This window comes from Cytobacillus sp. FSL M8-0252 (assembly GCF_038007345.1).
Taxonomy (GTDB): Bacteria; Bacillota; Bacilli; order Bacillales; family Cytobacillaceae; genus Cytobacillus; species Cytobacillus kochii.
This window is the reverse complement of the sequence record NZ_JBBOWZ010000001.1, coordinates 2,349,225-2,367,439: the sequence shown is the minus strand read 5'-3', so window position 1 is coordinate 2,367,439 and position 18,215 is coordinate 2,349,225. Positions and strand designations below refer to the sequence as shown.

The 18,215-nt window shown below is 35.7% G+C and carries 16 protein-coding genes; 8 read left to right on the top strand and 8 right to left on the bottom strand.

Going from position 1 to position 18,215, the window contains the following annotated elements:
• Positions 1–84 precede the first annotated feature (84 nt).
• The 8 genes from MKX83_RS12040 to MKX83_RS12005 all read left to right on the top strand — a co-directional run bounded on the left by MKX83_RS12040 (position 85) and on the right by MKX83_RS12005 (position 10,133).
• Positions 85–624, top strand: a complete 540-nt coding sequence (locus MKX83_RS12040) for a short-chain dehydrogenase (RefSeq protein ID WP_322909320.1) — start codon at positions 85–87, stop codon at positions 622–624.
• 151 nt (positions 625–775) lie between these two features.
• On the top strand, positions 776–2,485 hold the full coding sequence (locus tag MKX83_RS12035) for a sigma-54 interaction domain-containing protein (RefSeq protein WP_157733987.1): 1,710 nt from the start codon (positions 776–778) through the stop codon (positions 2,483–2,485).
• Positions 2,486–2,714: 229 nt separating this feature from the next.
• On the top strand, positions 2,715–3,797 hold the full coding sequence (locus MKX83_RS12030) for a DUF917 domain-containing protein (protein ID WP_341055512.1): 1,083 nt from the start codon (positions 2,715–2,717) through the stop codon (positions 3,795–3,797).
• Positions 3,794–5,344, top strand: coding sequence for a hydantoinase/oxoprolinase N-terminal domain-containing protein (locus MKX83_RS12025; RefSeq protein ID WP_095373310.1), 1,551 nt, complete (start codon positions 3,794–3,796; stop codon positions 5,342–5,344). Before MKX83_RS12030 ends, MKX83_RS12025 begins: the two co-directional genes overlap by 4 nt.
• A 28-nt stretch (positions 5,345–5,372) precedes the next feature.
• Positions 5,373–6,101: an aspartate/glutamate racemase family protein gene (locus MKX83_RS12020; protein WP_095373692.1), complete on the top strand. Its 729-nt coding sequence runs from the start codon at positions 5,373–5,375 to the stop codon at positions 6,099–6,101.
• Positions 6,102–6,117: 16 nt separating this feature from the next.
• Positions 6,118–7,428 carry a purine-cytosine permease family protein gene (locus MKX83_RS12015; RefSeq protein ID WP_341055509.1) on the top strand — a complete coding sequence of 437 codons (1,311 nt, stop codon included), beginning with the start codon at positions 6,118–6,120 and terminating at the stop codon, positions 7,426–7,428.
• Positions 7,429–7,458: 30 nt separating this feature from the next.
• Complete coding sequence (locus MKX83_RS12010) at positions 7,459–8,553, top strand: DUF917 domain-containing protein (RefSeq protein ID WP_307314022.1); 1,095 nt, start codon at positions 7,459–7,461, stop codon at positions 8,551–8,553.
• Positions 8,553–10,133, top strand: coding sequence for a hydantoinase/oxoprolinase N-terminal domain-containing protein (locus tag MKX83_RS12005; protein ID WP_095373693.1), 1,581 nt, complete (start codon positions 8,553–8,555; stop codon positions 10,131–10,133). Before MKX83_RS12010 ends, MKX83_RS12005 begins: the two co-directional genes overlap by 1 nt.
• Before the next feature lie 853 nt (positions 10,134–10,986).
• On the opposite strand, the gene MKX83_RS12000 is transcribed toward MKX83_RS12005, so the two are convergent.
• From MKX83_RS12000 to MKX83_RS11965, 8 genes are all read right to left on the bottom strand, one after another.
• Positions 10,987–11,460: a staygreen family protein gene (locus MKX83_RS12000; RefSeq protein ID WP_180316968.1), complete on the bottom strand. Its 474-nt coding sequence runs from the start codon at positions 11,458–11,460 to the stop codon at positions 10,987–10,989.
• Between the two features lie 206 nt (positions 11,461–11,666).
• Positions 11,667–12,428 (bottom strand): hypothetical protein, encoded by a 762-nt coding sequence (locus MKX83_RS11995; RefSeq protein WP_095373314.1) that lies wholly within the window; start codon positions 12,426–12,428, stop codon positions 11,667–11,669.
• Positions 12,429–12,502: 74 nt separating this feature from the next.
• Positions 12,503–12,895 (bottom strand): helix-turn-helix transcriptional regulator, encoded by a 393-nt coding sequence (locus MKX83_RS11990; RefSeq protein WP_095373315.1) that lies wholly within the window; start codon positions 12,893–12,895, stop codon positions 12,503–12,505.
• Positions 12,896–12,928: 33 nt separating this feature from the next.
• On the bottom strand, positions 12,929–13,546 hold the full coding sequence (locus tag MKX83_RS11985) for a DUF2812 domain-containing protein (RefSeq protein WP_095373316.1): 618 nt from the start codon (positions 13,544–13,546) through the stop codon (positions 12,929–12,931).
• A 13-nt stretch (positions 13,547–13,559) separates the two neighbouring features.
• Positions 13,560–13,883: a PadR family transcriptional regulator gene (locus MKX83_RS11980; RefSeq protein ID WP_095373317.1), complete on the bottom strand. Its 324-nt coding sequence runs from the start codon at positions 13,881–13,883 to the stop codon at positions 13,560–13,562.
• A gap of 247 nt (positions 13,884–14,130) precedes the next feature.
• Positions 14,131–15,102, bottom strand: coding sequence for an NAD(P)H-dependent flavin oxidoreductase (locus tag MKX83_RS11975; RefSeq protein WP_095373318.1), 972 nt, complete (start codon positions 15,100–15,102; stop codon positions 14,131–14,133).
• Between the two features lie 177 nt (positions 15,103–15,279).
• Positions 15,280–16,233, bottom strand: coding sequence for an alpha/beta hydrolase (locus MKX83_RS11970; protein WP_322909314.1), 954 nt, complete (start codon positions 16,231–16,233; stop codon positions 15,280–15,282).
• Positions 16,234–16,246: 13 nt separating this feature from the next.
• Positions 16,247–17,890, bottom strand: a complete 1,644-nt coding sequence (locus MKX83_RS11965; RefSeq protein WP_095373320.1) for a flavin-containing monooxygenase — start codon at positions 17,888–17,890, stop codon at positions 16,247–16,249.
• Positions 17,891–18,215: the final 325 nt, after the last annotated feature.

Sequence of the window (18,215 nt, the reverse complement as noted above, 5' to 3'; positions counted from 1 at the left end):
AGAGGGTTTAATCGCTGATAAATGGAAGTTTTATGTATGCGCTCGCAGTAACATCGCAGCTAATTAGAAGGAGGGAGAAGCAGTATGAAAAACTTTGGACATACGCTCATTTTTGGAGGAACAGGTATGTTAAAGGAAACAACAAAATGGTTAATTGATCGCACGACTCAAACAAGAATCTATGGAAGAAAGAGCAAATCCCTAGAGCATTCAAATACAACTTATCGCCTTTTAGATTACACAGATACTGACAAACTTATTGAAGAGATTACCCTTGCTCACAAAGATGGCGGTCCCATTCACACTGTTTTAGCATGGATTCACAATACAGCCCCCAACGCTATTCCTATAATGAACAAACAAATAGAGCAATTACAAAATGAACCTTGGACACTCTATCTTGTAAAAGGCAGCAGTTCAGACATCGAAAGTATCAAATCCTCCCAACAAAACTACCAAGACCAATGTAAGCTTAAAATCATCCAACTAGGCTTCAAATATAACGGAACATCTTCCAGGTGGCTCACACACGAAGAAATATCAGCTGGTACAATTGACAGTATGCAATCAGAGAGGGATTTCACCATCATTGGCACACTTAAGCCTTGGGAGGCGCGACCTTAATTCACCTTTATATGAATGGAATTATTTAAACTAAGGTTTATTTTTCATAAGATCATTTAAAGTAACATTGATCTAAATGCGTCAATATACCAATGGGAAATCTAGATTATTTGTTATAATAACTTTAATCTCAGTAAAAGTGGTGATCCTGTTGTTATCTGAATTATACAAAAGTGAAATAACGACAATTGCTATAAGGTTCTTTCGCCACTATTCTTGTAAGATACATATCTATTTTGAGAATTGTGATAGGGAGAATTCAACCTTTAGTGTCCTTATTGAAGAAAAACTCCGGAAAACGAGGAACCATATTGGACAATTATTTAAAGAATCATGTAGCATTTGTACTGACTTATGTACATTAACTGAATACCCAGATGAAGAAATAAGTATGACCCCAATTAGGATAGCGGATCAAATAGTGGCATATCTTGTTATTCAAAATGGTATGAAAAATGAACAGCGATATGAAACATTAGAACTCATTGACTCTCAATTGGACTTATGTAAATCGACGATCGAAATAAAATTACAAAGTCTAGAACTAGAACGTCTTTATCATGAAACGTTAGATGAACTGCAAATCTTTTTACAAACTACAAGCGATGTATTTGTCCTAATTAACAAAGAAGACATCATTGAAACGACCAGTCAAACATTCTCATCTATTAATGAGGAAAGATTAAATGTAGTAGGCTTAAATATTTCGACTTTAATGTACAGTAAAGATTGGGAAAGACTCAAAAAGGATAAAGTCATTGAAGAGGTTGAATTATTAGTGAACAAAGGAAAAGCTACGGTTTCTTTAAGAACAATCAAATCAAATGATGTAACAATCTCCTATTTAATACAAATATTAATGGATAAAGGAACTGTGAAAAAACCGATTGCTAAACAAACGCTCTATACTTTTCAACAAATTAAAGGGACTAGTCATAGTATTCAAAAAACGATTGAAAAAGCACAGAGAGTAGCTAATAGTGACTCATCTATTCTATTAAGAGGTGAAAGTGGTACGGGAAAGGAAATTTTTGCCCAAGCTATTCACCATGGAAGCAATCGAAGTAAAAGGCCATTTATTGCACTAAATTGTGCGGCCATACCGGAATCATTATTAGAAAGTGAATTATTTGGCCATGTAAAAGGTGCATTTACTGGTTCACATACCACAAGGGTTGGGCGCTTTGAGCTCGCAAATGGCGGTACGCTTTTTTTAGATGAGATTGGTGATTTATCTCCTTCTCTTCAAGCGAAGTTATTAAGGGTTGTTCAAGAAAGAAGAATAGAAAAAGTAGGTGATAATCAATCAACCCCAGTTGATGTAAGAATCATTACTGCTACTCATCAAAACTTGGAGCAATTGGTTCAAGTAGGTAAGTTCAGAAAAGATTTATATTACCGTTTAAATGTTATACCGATTGTCATCCCACCTTTAAGAGATAGAAGGGAGGATATCCCGATATTGATTGAATATTTTATGAAAAACTTATCAAAACAAGCTGGAAAAAAACCGAAAAGAATTTCTAAAGAAGTATTGGAGATTTTATTGAAAAACAATTGGAGCGGCAATATTAGAGAGTTACAAAATGTCGTTCACCACTTTGTTCAATTAGAAATCGGTGAATTAGTGACTCAAAAAAGTTTGCCAACGTATCTTAAAGATGAAATACAATCTCAAATACAATTACAACCAAATCAAAAGCGTTTATATAGAAAACAATCCAATGAAAACAAAGAGGAAATCCTCCGACTATTAGATGAATTCGGAAGGGATACCTTGGGTAAAAAAAGAGTAGCAAAATCTTTGAATATAAGTTTACCAACCTTATACCGCAAACTGAATAAATTAAGAATTAAGTAATTTGAGAAACAAAGAGAAAAGTTGAGAAAAAATAAGAAATCAATGTATTTAACCTGTTTTTCTCAATTATCATTCTCAAGTAAATATTTAAAAATCCTCTCACTTGAGAGGATTTTCACGTTTAATCTAGATACATAAAGTTACGAGATTCGTGGTTTTTTAAGTTATTATTTTATTTTTTTGAATTTTGGTACAGAACTTGCAATTAGTAAAGAAAGGAGATAAAGAAATGCCTTGGAAAATAACTAAAGAAGACATTCGATTCATTTCCCTTGGGGCAAGAATATTATCTTGTGGAGGTGGTGGTAATACAAGATCAATTGAAGCTTTAATTTTGTCTGTGATGAAAGACGATGATGTGATAGAGGTGATACCCATTCATGAAGTGAAGGATGATTGGTGGGTAACTGCTATTGGAATTATGGGTTCAACAGTCCTCTTTAATGAAGATTTACCGACAGGCGAAGAAGTGGAAACAGCACTTAGTTTATATGAAAAGGAATTTAACAAAAATGTAGATGCCCTCATTTCTATTGAAATAGGCGGTGTGAATGCTTTGGCTCCCCTTTTACTTGCTCTAAAGCGGCACCTTCCTGTGATTGATGGAGATGGAATGGGAAGAGCCTTTCCAGAGCTTTATATGACTACTTTGCATTTAAATGGTATTCCACTTGCCCCTCTTTCACTAGTCACGCAAGAAAATATGAAGTTCATTCCTTCTTCATACACTTCCGATCAGGCAGTAGATGAAGCGAAATCATTTGCTAAGAATAATGGAGGGCATAGTCACTTAGTTGGCTATGGTGCTAGTGGAGATGAGATCAAAACTTCCATGTTGTCAGGGACACTTTATTTAGCTTATCGTTTAGGGAAAATTATTGCGTCTTATGGCGACGGAATGACCCGATTAAGACAAATAATGAACGCATTTGAAAATTCTATCTACGGAGAATTATCTTTTGTGATTAAAGGATATGTAACAGAAGTCTCTCGTTGGTTTGAAAATGAAGGGATTGTTGGAAAACTATTCATTGAAAGCTATACAAAACAACATGACCAGAAAATTGAAATCCAATTTATGAATGAATTTTTTTTCATTCATAATGGCGAAAACATTTATCGTGTGCCAGATTTAATTGTGTTTCTCCATATAGATTCACTTGAACCAATCAGTGTTGTAGACATTCAAAAGGCTCAATCAGTCATAGTTTTAGTTATACCTGCTCCTAACATATTGCATACTACAGATATGTTAACACTCATACACATGAAAGAATCCTATCAACTATTAAAGAAAGAGGAAGACCAATGAGGTTAGGAATTGATGTAGGTGGAACAAATACTGATGCAGTTATCATTGATGAATCAGACAATATAAAGGCCTGGTCAAAGCAATTGACGACAAGTAACTTGGGAGAAACCATCTATAAAACCGCAAAAGTAGTATTAAATGAGGCCAATGTAAAGTCAGAATCGATAAAAGGGGTCTTCTTAGGCACTACACATGTACTAAATGAATTGTATTATCCAAAAAATTTAGCCAAGACAGCTTTGATTCGCTTAACTAAGAAACCATCGAAAATCAAACCAGGTTTATTTTGGCCAAGTCATTTAAGTAAATACATTATAAAAGAGTTTCATTTAGAAACAAGATATGATTTTACAAGGCAAATACCTCATTATGAAATCGATCATGAAAGTGTATTGAAGATAATGAAGGAAATAGAAAAAGCAAAAGTAGATGCTGTATGTATAGTAGGCGCCTTTTCTTCCTTTTATGAGGATGAAGAAAATAACTTAAAAAAAGTGATCGCCTCTCATATGCCTTCTCTTTCTGTCACTGTATCTAATGAAATAGGAAGTATAGGCTTTTTAGATCGTGAGAATGCCTCTTTGCTTAACTCAATGTTGTCATTTGTGATGAAGGATGCTTTAAGCTCCATTAATGATATCTTAAAAAACTTAGGTCTGCATTGCCCTTATTGGATAACCCAAAATGATGGATCATTGATGAAAGTAGAAGAAGCGATTAAGTTACCTATTTTCACAATCGGTTCTGGCATAACTAATAGTTTACGCGGCGCTTCCAAACTTACTGGTTTAAAGAACTTCATAGCGATTGATGTTGGAGGCAGCACAATTGATATTGGTATGGTAAGTCATGGTCATCCACAAACAGAAGAAGGGCCTGTAAAAGTATTGGATATACCAGTAAATGTTAGGCTTCCAAAAGTACATTCACTTTCAACAGGTGGAGGCAATTTGGTCAATACTCATAAAGGGAATTTATTAATTGAAGATACAATTGCAAGTGATATAACAAAAGATGGGCTTGCATGGGGAGGAGAGCAATGGACAATATCCGACTCGTTTTTAAAAATCTTTCCTCATTCATTCAAGGATAAACACATTAAATATGAAAATCTAGAAGGTATTTCAACAGAAGATTGTTTAAAAGTAGTAAATACGGTATCAAGCAGGATAAGAGAAAAAATCAGACAATTACAACCTAAAGATCAATACATCCCACTCGTTCTAGTTGGGGGTGGAAGTCCTTTACTTCTAAATAATATTTTCACTAAATTTGATAAAGCTATCCAGCCTGTAGGTTATCAAATATGTAATGCGGTAGGGGCTTGTTATGCTCCTCTAAGCTCAAGTCTAGACAAAGTTTTTTGGCTAAATGATCGCACAAAAGAAGAAATTGTAGAAAGAGAGAAAGAGAGAGTAATTAAAGAGTTAATTCATAAAGGAGCAAAACCTGAAACGATCAAAATTAATAGAGTGGAGGAATTTCCATTCGATTATTTAAAAGGTGAAATGTTTCGTTTGAAAATAATGGCATTTGGTGATTTATAATCTTATTTTAAAAAAGAGAGGGCGAAATATGAAAATTAAAGTGATTGCACCTATTATCTCAGACACATTTATGGATGAAATGAAAAAAGAATTTACTGGATTTTCCTATCCTCAAACAACCATTGATGTAACAAACCTAGATTACGGGCCTGCTTCAATAGAAAGTGAGTACGATGAAGCCTTATGTGTACCTGATTTTATCGAAAAAGTAAAACAAGCGGAAGCAGACGGGTACGACGGTGTGATTAGTAATTGTTTTGGAGATCCAGGAGTGAAGCCAGCTAGAGAGGTCGTTGATATTCCAGTGATAGGCCCTTGCGAGGCTTCTATGCTGTTTACAAGCACACTGGCAAAACGTTTCTCTGTTGTAACTGTTCTCCCCAATGTCGTTTCAATGATTAGTAACATTAGTAAAGTAACAGGTGTTTATCATAATCTTGCCTCTATTCGTTATGTAAACATCCCCGTTTTAGAAGTACATGAGAAAGAGAAGTTAAAGAGTGCCCTTTTAGACGAAATGTTAAAAGCGATTAAAGAAGACCAAGCAGAAGCACTAATTTTGGGCTGTACTGGATTTATGGGGGTAGCTAGCGAACTCCAAATGAAGCTAACTGAAAAAGGCTATGACATTCCAGTTGTAGATCCTGGCTTTGCTGCAACTAAATTATTAGAAGCAACAATAAGCATGGGAGTGAAGCAAAGTCGCATTACTTATATGAAGCCGCCAAGTAAACAAAGAGTGATGAATACGAATTGAATGGAGGGATAGGACGTTGGCAAATCATTCTACTATTGGGGACGATTATTCATTAACAAGGGTGCCTCAGGAGGCTAGGCAATCACTGTGGAGTATTACGATCATTCGTGTCGGGGCATTAGCAACCATTTCACAATTTATTTTAGGAGCATCTTTAGGATACGGTATGACTTTCTGGCAGGCATTTTGGGCTACGTTTCTAGGTAGTGTGATTCTTCAAGTGGTTGGTTTCCTTTTAGGGTATGCAGGCGCGAAAGAAGGGTTATCTACAAGCCTTCTAGCTAGGTGGACAGGGTTTGGGCGCCATGGTTCGAGTATAATTGGTGCAGTTATAGCTATTTCTTGTATTGGTTGGTTTGGAGTACAAAATTCCGTGTTCGCTGAAGGAATTGTACAATCTACAAATGGAGCGATTTCTTTACCCTTAGCAGCAACATTAACAGGAATTGGCGTAACAATTTTGGTTATTTTCGGTTTTAAACTTTTAAGTATTATTGCTTCTATCACTGTACCTTTATTTCTAATAGCTGTCAGTATAGGAATTTATCAAACACTAAAAGGACAGAGTTTTTCTGATTTACTAGCAACACAGCCAGCAGGTGAGCCTTTATCAATTGGCGTTGCTGCGACGATGGTTGCGGGTGGATTTATCATAGGTGCCGTGATTACCCCGGATTTTAGTAGGTTTGCTAAGAGTGGAAAAGATGTTTTCTGGATGACTACCATCGGATTATTAGTTGGAGAGTTAGGGATTAATATGATTGCTGTCTTAATGGCTTTAGCAGCAAGAACAAATGATGTAGCTAATATTATGATGACAACAGTTGGCTGGTTAGGGGTTTTGGTTGTGGTCCTTTCCACAGTTAAAATCAATAATTTAAACTTGTACTCATCATCCCTCGGTTTTACTAATATTTTTGACTCATTATTTCGAATTCAATTAAATCGTGGAATGGTTACGTTACTTATTGGTATTATTGGGACGCTATTATCTGTATTAGGGATACTAGAACGTTTCACTGATTTTCTCGTTTTACTTGGGATACTTGTTCCACCTGTTGCGGGAATTATGGTTATTGACTATTTCATTTTAAAGACACATAGGAAAATACTAGACGAAAGTCGCCAGAAGGGCCAATTACCTGCAAATACCGAGAAACTTGGCTGGCCTACGATTTTAGCCTGGGGATGCGGAGGATTAGCTGGTTATTTTATTACAATAGGTATACCGTCTATTAACTCGTTAGTGATTAGTGCGGTCATTTATTATGTTGCAAAAAAAATGGAGCGATTATATAAAACTGATATTCATGCAGATGTAGCATAAATATTTAGAAACTTCAAAGGAGTGCGCGAAATGAGAAAAATAGGAAAACAAGAAATTGAGGATATGGCAATTGGTGCAGCTTTACTTGGAACGGGCGGAGGTGGAGATCCGTACATCGGGAAGCTAATGGCGCTTCAAGCAATTGAAGAATATGGAGAAGTAATATTATTAGACCCAGAGGAAGTACCAGACGATGCATTGGTTGTCCCATCATCAATGATGGGTGCACCCACTGTTATGTTAGAAAAAGCACCAAGTGGTGAGGAGGCTATTCGTGCTTTTAATCAATTAGAGGAATATTTAGGTGAAAAGATATACGGGACTTTTCCTATTGAAGCGGGTGGTGTAAATAGCATGTTACCTTTTGCATTAGCTGCAAGATTAGGAATTCCAGTAATAGATGCTGATGGGATGGGACGAGCATTTCCAGAACTCCAAATGGTAACCTTTTATTTAGACGGGATATCAGCAACTCCTGCAATAATAGCTGATGAAAAGGGAAATACGGCGCTATTGTCTACAATTGATAATGTATGGACAGAGCGGATTGCTAGATCTGCAACTATACAAATGGGTGGTTCAGTCATGTGTGCGATGTATTCAATGAAAGCTAAAGACCTTAAGAAAAGTGGGATTACAAATATTCTTAAGCTTGAAGAGGAAATTGGTAAAAGTATTAGATTAGCTAAAATAAATAATGTGAATCCTATAGAAAAAATTTTAGAAACAGTCAATGGCTTTGAGTTATTTAAAGGGAAAGTCATTGATATAGATAGGAAAACTGAATCAGGTTTTGCAAAGGGTGTCGCTACTTTCGAGGGGCTTGAACAAAATAAAGGTGAAAATTTAAAACTCCGCTTTCAAAATGAACATCTTATTGCTCAAACGAATGAAAAGGTTTTATGTATGACGCCGGATTTAATAGCTGTACTCGATTCAGAAACAGGTTTACCTATAACAACAGAAGGCATACGCTATGGATCTAGATGTGTTGTAATTGGCATCCCTTGTCATCCAAAATGGAGAACAGAAAAAGGCATAGCAACAGTAGGACCAAACTACTTTGGCTATGATATGGCATATACACCTGTAGAGGAACTTGTAAAAAAAGGAGTGACACAATGATGGCAACATATAGAATTGGAATTGATGTAGGTGGTACTCATACTGACGCGGTCTTGTTAAATGACAAGAATGAAGTCATATCAGAAACAAAAGCTTCAACTACTGAAGATGTAGCTACAGGCATATATCACGCAATGCACAAAATTGTTTCTCATGCGAATGTGCCAAAAGAAAATATAAAATATGCAATGCTAGGAACAACTCATTGCACGAATGCGATTGTTGAAAGAAAGAGACTAAATCAAGTGGCGGTAGTACGAATTGGTGCGCCAGCGACACTGGCAGTCAAACCTTTAATAGGTGTCCCAAATGACCTTAGAGAATTACTAGGTGAACATGTCTTCTTAGTGCGAGGGGGTCATGAATTTGATGGAAGAGAAATAGTTGAACTTGATGAAAATCACTTATATGAAATCGCAAATGAATTAAAGGAAAAAGTGGATTCCATAGCAATTACTTCTGTTTTCTCTCCAGTATCAAAGGCACATGAAGAAAGAGCAGCAGAGATTTTTCAAGAAGTATTGGGAGACTCTATCGCATTATCGTTATCTTCTGAGATTGGTTCTGTAGGGCTTTTAGAAAGGGAGAATGCGACCATATTAAACGCTTCAGTTATTAATGTCGCAAAGATGGCTGCAGAAGGGTTTATCGATGCATTAAAAAATGAAGGGATTCAAGCGAAAGTATTCTTTGGACAAAATGACGGAACATTGATGTCTGTAAAATACGCTATGAAATATCCTATTTTCACAGTTGCATGCGGACCTACTAATTCTTTGAGAGGAGCTTCATATTTAAGTGAATTATCGGATGCCATAGTCGTAGATGTTGGAGGAACAACATCTGATGTAGGTGTGCTAGTGCAATCATTTCCACGAGAATCTTCTCTTGCAGTTGAGATTGGTGGAGCAAGAACGAACTTCCGTATGCCGGATTTAGTTTCTATAGGCTTAGGGGGCGGAACAATTATAAAGATAGAAGACGAACACTCTTTTACAATCGGTCCTGAAAGTGTGGGATATCGATTACCAGAGAAAGGATTGGTCTTCGGTGGAGATACATTAACTACTACTGATGTTGTTGTGGCACTTGGGAAAAGTAATTTAGGAGACGTTAAAAAAGTGTCACATCTTGATAAAAATTTATTAGAAAAAATATACGTAAGAATGGTTGAGATGGTCGAAGAAGCAATAGACAGAATGAAAACAAGTGCTGATCCAGTTCCCGTTATTCTTGTTGGAGGAGGTAGTATTTTACTACCAGAAACCCTTAAAGGTGCCTCACATGTTATCCGCCCGAACCATTCAGGAGTAGCAAATGCTATTGGCTCAGCCATTGCTCAAGTGAGCGGGCAAGTGGAAAAGATATTTGTTTTAGATGAGATTGGCAGAGCTGCTGCGTTACAAAGCGCAAAAGAACAAGCAATAAAAGAAGCTGTGCAAGCTGGAGCCGAACCAAGTAGTGTAGAAATTGTAGATATTGAGGATGTCCCCTTGGCCTACTTGCCAGGAAATGCAACGAGAGTAAGAGTAAAAGCGGCAGGGGACTTAAAATATCAAAGCGAGGTTGCTATCAATTAATAGCAAAAGTTAGTGAAATTCAAAAACCAGTCATCAACACTATAGATGACTGGTTTTTAGCTTTAGAAAAAAATAGAGATGATTAAGGTACCTCAGTATCTAAAACAAATTATTAGTTGATAATCCAGAGCATTCAAAAGAATAAGGATTATGAAAGTTTAAAGAACTGGCATAAAAAAAATAAACATAGAGTTGCTATTTTTCGGTTAGATGGAGGTGAAGTCGTAGGCGAGAAATCTCAATGAAATGAAAGTAACTACTATTCTTATCATTTTTATCTAGTTTACATAATATATATTATAGGAAGTTAAATAATTATAATCATTTTTGTCTCAATATCCAAGTATACTTAAAACATTGAGACAAAATAAAATTTTATGATTCTGATCTTATTCTGCGATAAATTGCAAATCAATATGTCATCTTTAATAAATATAACAAAATGATTGATTCGCATATGATTCAAGTTTTAGTGTATTTATAAATCTATTATCCAATAAAAAAATCCAGTTAACTCAATAATTTTATTTACGTTCTTGCTCTAGCTATGTTGTATACGATTAGAATATCGTATTAGCTCTTTCTAAGCTACCTTTTCTATTTTTCCTCTAATCGTACTCTGGCTCTTGCTCCAGCATTGCCAGCTGCTGAATGCTCATAATTAAGTTTGGATGTAACAGAAAAATTGCTTTATCTATTATCATGTCTTTCTGCATGATATAAAAATAACTCCTTGATCACTAAGATTATTCACGAATTTAATTAACTGCAACATATTTCTTCTTTATGAATTTTAAATAGAAAAAGTTATAAACCATGCTATGATTTATAACTTTTAGTTTACATAATAATATTATTGTCTTTGTAAAGCTTTGCTTAAAAACTGTCTTACATTTCCGTAATATTGTATCTTATTAAACGCAGGATAATCAGATTGAAACTGTACGTAGATTGGAGAATCAAGTAACCATGGATAATGCTGTAAAAATTGTTGATCTCCAAAAACCAGCGCTGTTAACCAATTATTGATTTCTCTTTCATAAATAAGATATCGTATCTTAGCATACGGTTCGGTATATTCTCCTTTGCTAATTTGAAATCGGCAGAACAATACATATTGCCCCATTTGCGGTATCCACTGTGCCTGAAGCGCGTCAGAATGATTGTTCTCATTGCCTTTTACGCTCTCAATAGAAATGCTTAAATAAGCTTGTTCATCTCCATAAGGCTGTCGAAAGTAATAATTTCTATATTCAACTGGCTTAACATTTGTAGCAGGAGCAAGAATATCAACCTTTAATTTTGTTAAATCTAATTCTTGATTCATTGAATCCTTCCCCTTCATTAAAAGATTGTTACTTCTATACATCCATCATATGCCCATTAACTAAAGTTGTGCTAGCTAGAGATTTGTACCTCATTCTTACCATAAAGAAGAAAACTCAATGCTCCTTGAGCTGCCCTTATCATAAAAAATAGCTTATAGTTTATCTTTAAAAGAAGATAAACTATAAGCATTTTAGCAATAACCGCTTATTTGTTTCTTACATCTAAAATTTCTACGTTCACTAATTGCCATTTTTCATCTTCTCTTTTCCAAAAAGATTGCAAATAAGCTATAGTATCATTTTGGTCTATACCTGTGACCCTTTGCATTCCCTTCAAGCCCTTTTCCCCCTTTGTATTTTCAAAAGGAGTAAGCATATTGTATGAGTTAACAGTTAGTTCAAAAGGTTCGTTTAATTTTCCTTTATGATATAAACCGAGTTTTTCATATGCTTTTGCATTCTCAGCCAAATCAAAAGTTACTTCTCTATTTTCATTTTCTACTGCGATAACAGCTTCGTAATTATCCTCTAATTGCGCAGTAGAAGTGACTGGATCAGGTACACCTAAGTTAATTAGTTTTCCATCTTGATAACTATAAAGATAGAATGAAGCATTTTCTCCACTATCTTCGCTGTTGATTTTCACTAGCAATTCCTTATTACCATCATCATTAAAATCAATTATTTTTAATCGTGGGTCAAACCCTGGTTCTAAATCTACTTTGACAGTTTTTTTAAGATCATCTTCTACTTCTAATGATAATTCTTTAAAAAAACCAGCTTCTTCTTCATAACGGATACCTTTAATCTTTATCGTCTCTTTTATCTCTTTTCCAGAAAGCTCTGCTTCTTGGGTAATGACTGTTTTTTGCTCTTCATTCTTGTCTACACCGGCATATACAGCGGTCATCGTGGATAAACTCATCAAGAAAAAGGCAGTTAATGCGACAAGCACTTCTTTCTTCATTATAAAGACCCTCCTAACATTATTATAAGGATGCCCTTTATTGGAAGAATAATGCAAAAAGAGACTTGAAAAATTTATTTTCTTTTTATTGGTCCATAATGATCACTCATGGCCTGATTTAGCAGTCCTAAACAACGGTCAAACTCCACTTTCATTTGCTTTCTATATAGCTCGTATTCTTGCTTCCCCTTATCCGTAAGATGATAAATAATAATTTCTTGAAAATCTACACCAGGTTCACCAAGTAACTTTTTTTCTCTTCTCACCCATCCCTCTCTCGTTAATTCATGTAATGTTTTATAGATTTCGGAATGAGTAGGATGATATCCATATGGTTTAAATTCGGTTCTAAGATCATCTAAAAACTGAGTACCATAACGCTTATTCGCTTCAATCATTTTTAGTAAATATAACTTCAAAAATGCTCTTTGTCTTACAAGAAAGCCCCTCTTTAATTCTGATTCCATTGTTCTCTCCTACCTTTGCTATGAAGAATCATGTTATTTTTTTATCATTGATTGAATATACCGTTTATTTGCTTTATAACTAAAGAATAAATAGGATAGAACAGATAGTGGAATGAATGTCCAAGCTGCCCCTCTTAACAAGGCAAAAGGTGTCTCAAAAATAAACGAAAACCAAAATGACATTCCACTTTTGTCCCATAGCCCCGGAGTTAAGTAAAGTTCACTTGGTCGAATGAAATAGGCTGGATCAATGATGCCTGTATAATAAAGAAAGACTATTAGTGGGAAGTTACCAATGGCAAGCATGAGAGAAGAATGAGCGTAACGTTTATACCTTTTTGCCTTTGAAACATTATCAGAAAAAATATCATCTGTGGCTTGATCATCGATTTTCTCAAAATATTGAATCCCTGAATATTTTGATCCAGCAATATGTCTCCAACCACTATCCTCGAACAATGTAATATAATCCAAAAAGTCTGCTGAATGCTTGAACTTTCTGAAATCTATTTTAATTTTCTTCTCTTTTGCCTCAACTAACCGAAATTTGTAGCCGAAATAAGTGCTTTCTAATTGGTACCCTTCACTCGCCATTCTCTCTAACCATTGTTCCTCTTTATCAAAGTCAATAAAAACCTTGAATTTGCGCATCTTCTCCCCTCCACTAAATATCTGTATTAGAGAATAAGTTATCAGTAATGTGAATCATATGGCTCATCCTTTTATAATCTTGTCTTAGTACCTCAATTCCTTTCTCTGTGATCACATACGTTTTTCTACGTTTATCATCACTTTCCACAGATTGTATTAACCGTTGTTTCACTAAATTTTCTATTGCTCCGTACATCGTTCCTGCCGCTATTTTCACTTTGTTGTCACTTAATTCCTCCACTTTTTGCATCATGACATATCCATGGGAAGGTTCAATTAATGATAATAGAATGTAATAGGTTGTTTCGGTTAATGGAGAATATTTATTTATGTCCATTGAATCACCCCGACACTATATATACAGTTAAACTATATAGTTCAATTATATACAGTCTAACTGTATATTGCAATAAGTCACTTTTTATACTTTCGGCCTTTTCTTACTTAATCGCATTTTTTGTTTTTTCTTTATCTATTGAATATTTGGAACATAGTTCTGTTAGAATTATTTTCGTTAATTTTTGTATGCTTATAACTTCGAACATTAAAAAAGCCACCTAAAAGGTGGCTAAAAGATTCATTGTTCACGTAAATTGTTTGCTATAAGCGAACAAGTCTTCTTGTGCTTGTTTATATTCCTGTTTTAGTTTATTGACATAATTAGCGGTAGTTGTCACCGCGGAAATAGCAGCAATACCTTGTCCACTTCCCCAAACATCTTTCCATGCTTTTACTCGATTTTCCCCAAAATTCATTTTGCTTGGATCACTATCTGGTAGATTATCAGGATCCAAACCAGCAGCTTTTATGGATGGTTTTAAATAGTTACCATGAACCCCAGTAAATAGATTACTATAAACAATATCATCGGATGAACCATCAACAATAGCTTGTTTATACTCTTCTGAGGCTCTAGCTTCCTCTGTAGCGATAAATGGCGAGCCGATATAGGCTAAGTCTGCTCCCATCGCTTGCGCAGCTAAAATGGCTTGTCCGTTCGCAATAGAGCCAGATAGCGCTAATGTTCCATCAAACCATTGTCTAATTTCTTGAATGAGCGCAAACGGACTTTTATCACCAGCATGGCCACCCGCTCCTGCAGCAACAGCAATTAAACCATCTGCGCCTTTTTCTATCGCTTTATGTGCAAAAGTATTATTGATTACATCATGGAGTGCAATACCACCATAACTATGAGTAGCGGAGAATACTTCCTCTCTCGCTCCTAGAGAGGTAATTATAATTGGCACTTTATATTTCACGCATAGCTCCATATCTTTTTCTAATCTTTGATTTGATTTATGTACGATTTGATTAATTGCAAAGGGTGCAGCCGGTTTATCCGGGTTTTGTGCATTATAATCAGCAAGCTCTTCTGTAATCTGCGCTAACCATTCATCTAACTGAGAAGAAGGTCTGGCATTTAATGCTGGCATTGATCCAACGATACCAGCTTTACATTGTTCAATAACTAGCTTTGGGTTACTAATAATAAAAAGTGGTGATCCAATGACCGGTAACTGTAATTGCTGAAATTGTTTTGGTAAACGAGACATTTTCTTTTCTCCCTTCAAAGAACGAATGAAAACGGTAACACTTATTTACATCTGTTTTCTATATGTCCAATTTAACCCATATTTCTGTTACCCGTCAATTAAATATCAGATATTTCTAAATTAACAATATTATTTTTCGTGAAAATAAGCTGCGATTCAATCTCGCAGCTCATTTTTTTATTTCATGATTTTTACTTTTGGATTAAGCGCTTTCTTTAATGCTTGTATATAGTTGTGAATGGCTGCACTACCCAAATCAGAAGTTGGATTTAATAATTCAAAGGCATGATAAGCGCCAGGATAAATATGAAACTCTACATCGACTCCATCTTTCGCAAGTCTCGAGACATATTCAATTGTTTCATCCCTAAATGGATCCAATTGACCCACACATGTATAGGTTGGTGGTAGGCCAGAATAATTTTTTGCTCTTGCCGGCGCAGCATACGGTGAAATCTCACCATTGATATTTTTACCTAAATACATCCTCCATGCTGCTAGGTTATTGCCACGATTCCATATCGCTTTTTCATCGGTGATTTCATAGCTTGATGCAGTCGTATTACGATCATCTATCATTGGATAAAGTGGCATTTGAAAGGCTATTTTCGGACCGCTTCTATCTCGTGCTAACAATGAGAGGGCAGCTGTTAATCCTCCGCCCGCACTCTGACCAGCTACTGCGATTCTACTTCTATCAATCTTTAATTCTTCACAGCTCTCATGCATCCATAACAAGGCAGCATAGCAATCTTCTATTGCACAAGGATAGCGATGCTCTGGAGCTAACCGATAATCGACTGACACAACCACACATTCAGCTTCTTTTACAAACGCTTGACAAATAGCATCACTACCATCTGGATGACCAGTTACATACCCTCCTCCATGTATGAAAAGAACAGCTGGAAGTGCCTCTTCATTTCTATTAGAAGGTTCATAGATCTTCACTAACATTCTTTGTTTATCTCCACCTTGAATAGATAACTGATTGATTCTTACATAAGGGGATGTTTCGACTGGGACGAATGCAGCCTGCCTTGCTGCTTCTAATCCCTCTGGTAACTTAAATGGTGGGAAAACCTCACAGATTTCTCTTATTTCTTCTGCTACTCTACTGATAAAATCCATTAATAGCACTCCTTTACATACTTTTTGTGATGGAAGAATGTTGGTCAAACCCACTATACTCACTAGTAGCACAATTCTCGAGGATTTTCCCGTATTGTCCTAGCCCACCTAGATAAATTAAAAATGCTTCAGGCTTTCCTTCTACATTTGCTCCAGAATACCAAGAAGGGGTTTTACTATATAATGTTTGTCTATATACTTCTTCACAGTGGATACGCCATGTTTCTTCTTGTTGCGCATTAGCTTCTACCATTTCGATTCCCTCTGCCTCTATATAAGCAATAAAACGGTCAATCCAATCCACATGCTGTTCAATACTTGTCGGCATATTTGTTGCTACAGATGGACTTTGTGGTCCAGTAATCATAAACATATTCGGGAAGAGGTTAGTGGCAACACCTAAATAAGTTGATACATTAGCTCCATGTTCCCATTTCTCCTTAAGTGATTCTCCTCCACGTCCTTTAATATCCATCGTTAATAATGGTCCGGTCATTCCATCATAACCTGTAGCGAACACAACCATATCTAAGGGATACTCTCTGCCTGTTGTGCAAATACCCTTTTCACTGAATTGTGTTATAGGCGCAGATTTTACATCGACAAAATGGACATGTGGCAAATTAAATGATTCATAATAATTTGTATCAAGAACTAGACGTTTAGTGGCAATTGGATAAGTGGGTAACAATTTTTCTGCTAACGATTGATCCTTAACAACTTGTTTTATCTTATCTCGAACAAATTGACTAAGTGTTTCATTAGAGGTTTCATTAATTAATAAATCATTATAAGTGGCACTTATCTCAAAGCCACCTTTCTTCCATGCTGTTTCATAAATTTCCTGCCGTTTAAATTGATTTTCCTCTAAGGCAGAAATCGGTCGTGAAAAAAAGGGATAACCAGTATGAGATTGAAACATTTTCTTTCTTGTATCTAATCGATTTGCTTTATATTCATTGATTTCTTCTTCTGTGTAAGGGTGATTTTGTGCGGGAATCGCATATTGAGGAGTTCTTTGGAAGCTATATACTTCCGCTGCTGTTTCTGCAATAACCGGTAAACTTTGAATTCCACTTGAACCATTACCAATAATCCCTACTTTCTTGCCATGAAAATCTACTTCGTGATGTGGCCAAGTACCTGTGTGATAGCTTTCACCTTTATACTGACTATAACCTGGTATTTTCGGGATATTCTTCGCATGTGCTGACAGACAACCGACAGCTGTAATGAAATATTTACATATCAATTGTCGACCATCTTGTAAATACACTCTCCATTGTGTAATTTCTTCATCAAAATGAGCCGCTCTTATTTCTGTTTCTAACTCAATATCCTCTCTCAGTTGTAAGCGATCTGCTACAAAGTTTAAGTATTCGAGAATTTCTGGTTGAGTCGGATAACGAGAACGCCAAGACCATTCTTCATATAACGTTTCAGAAAAGGTAAAATTATACGTATGGCTCTCTGAGTCACACCTCGCACCAGGGTAGCGGCTCCAATACCAAGCTCCCCCTACACCAGCTCCCTTTTCAAACACTCGGACACTTAAGCCACGTTCTCGTAATCTGTAGAGCATATACATGCCAGAAAACCCAGCACCAACAATGATTGCATCATAGGAAGGGAAATCTTGATGATTGTGATTGTCCATCAATTACTCACACCTTTCTACTTAAATGATTGCGCTTACATTTTATAGGTAAAATATTCTGACTATTAATAGTATTAGACCTCCTATTGTAAAATTCCTCTATCCTCAATTAAATTTTTTCTCACTAATATAGCTCAGTAAAAGGAAGCATATTAATTTTAGAGGTAACAGCATTACTTATGAAATATCTTCGGTAGTATCTAATATTTCAAATAAAAGTGATGATATGTTGAATAAATCTTTAATTTAGAATTTCATCCAATAATTTTGTTTAATATAAGTAAACTCGTTACAATCAAATGCTATAATTCGCATAAAAACTTGC

Coding starts and splice junctions, on each gene's coding strand:
- MKX83_RS12010 (WP_307314022.1), top strand. CDS start 7,459: ATGAGAAAAATAGGAAAACAAGAAATTGAGGATATGGCAATTGGTGCA.
- MKX83_RS11975 (WP_095373318.1), bottom strand. CDS start 15,102: ATGTCTCGTTTACCAAAACAATTTCAGCAATTACAGTTACCGGTCATT.
- MKX83_RS12030 (WP_341055512.1), top strand. CDS start 2,715: ATGCCTTGGAAAATAACTAAAGAAGACATTCGATTCATTTCCCTTGGG.
- MKX83_RS12025 (WP_095373310.1), top strand. CDS start 3,794: ATGAGGTTAGGAATTGATGTAGGTGGAACAAATACTGATGCAGTTATC.
- MKX83_RS11985 (WP_095373316.1), bottom strand. CDS start 13,546: ATGCGCAAATTCAAGGTTTTTATTGACTTTGATAAAGAGGAACAATGG.
- MKX83_RS11990 (WP_095373315.1), bottom strand. CDS start 12,895: ATGGAATCAGAATTAAAGAGGGGCTTTCTTGTAAGACAAAGAGCATTT.
- MKX83_RS12020 (WP_095373692.1), top strand. CDS start 5,373: ATGAAAATTAAAGTGATTGCACCTATTATCTCAGACACATTTATGGAT.
- MKX83_RS12005 (WP_095373693.1), top strand. CDS start 8,553: ATGGCAACATATAGAATTGGAATTGATGTAGGTGGTACTCATACTGAC.
- MKX83_RS12040 (WP_322909320.1), top strand. CDS start 85: ATGAAAAACTTTGGACATACGCTCATTTTTGGAGGAACAGGTATGTTA.
- MKX83_RS11970 (WP_322909314.1), bottom strand. CDS start 16,233: ATGGATTTTATCAGTAGAGTAGCAGAAGAAATAAGAGAAATCTGTGAG.
- MKX83_RS11980 (WP_095373317.1), bottom strand. CDS start 13,883: ATGGACATAAATAAATATTCTCCATTAACCGAAACAACCTATTACATT.
- MKX83_RS12000 (WP_180316968.1), bottom strand. CDS start 11,460: ATGAATCAAGAATTAGATTTAACAAAATTAAAGGTTGATATTCTTGCT.
- MKX83_RS11965 (WP_095373320.1), bottom strand. CDS start 17,890: ATGGACAATCACAATCATCAAGATTTCCCTTCCTATGATGCAATCATT.
- MKX83_RS11995 (WP_095373314.1), bottom strand. CDS start 12,428: ATGAAGAAAGAAGTGCTTGTCGCATTAACTGCCTTTTTCTTGATGAGT.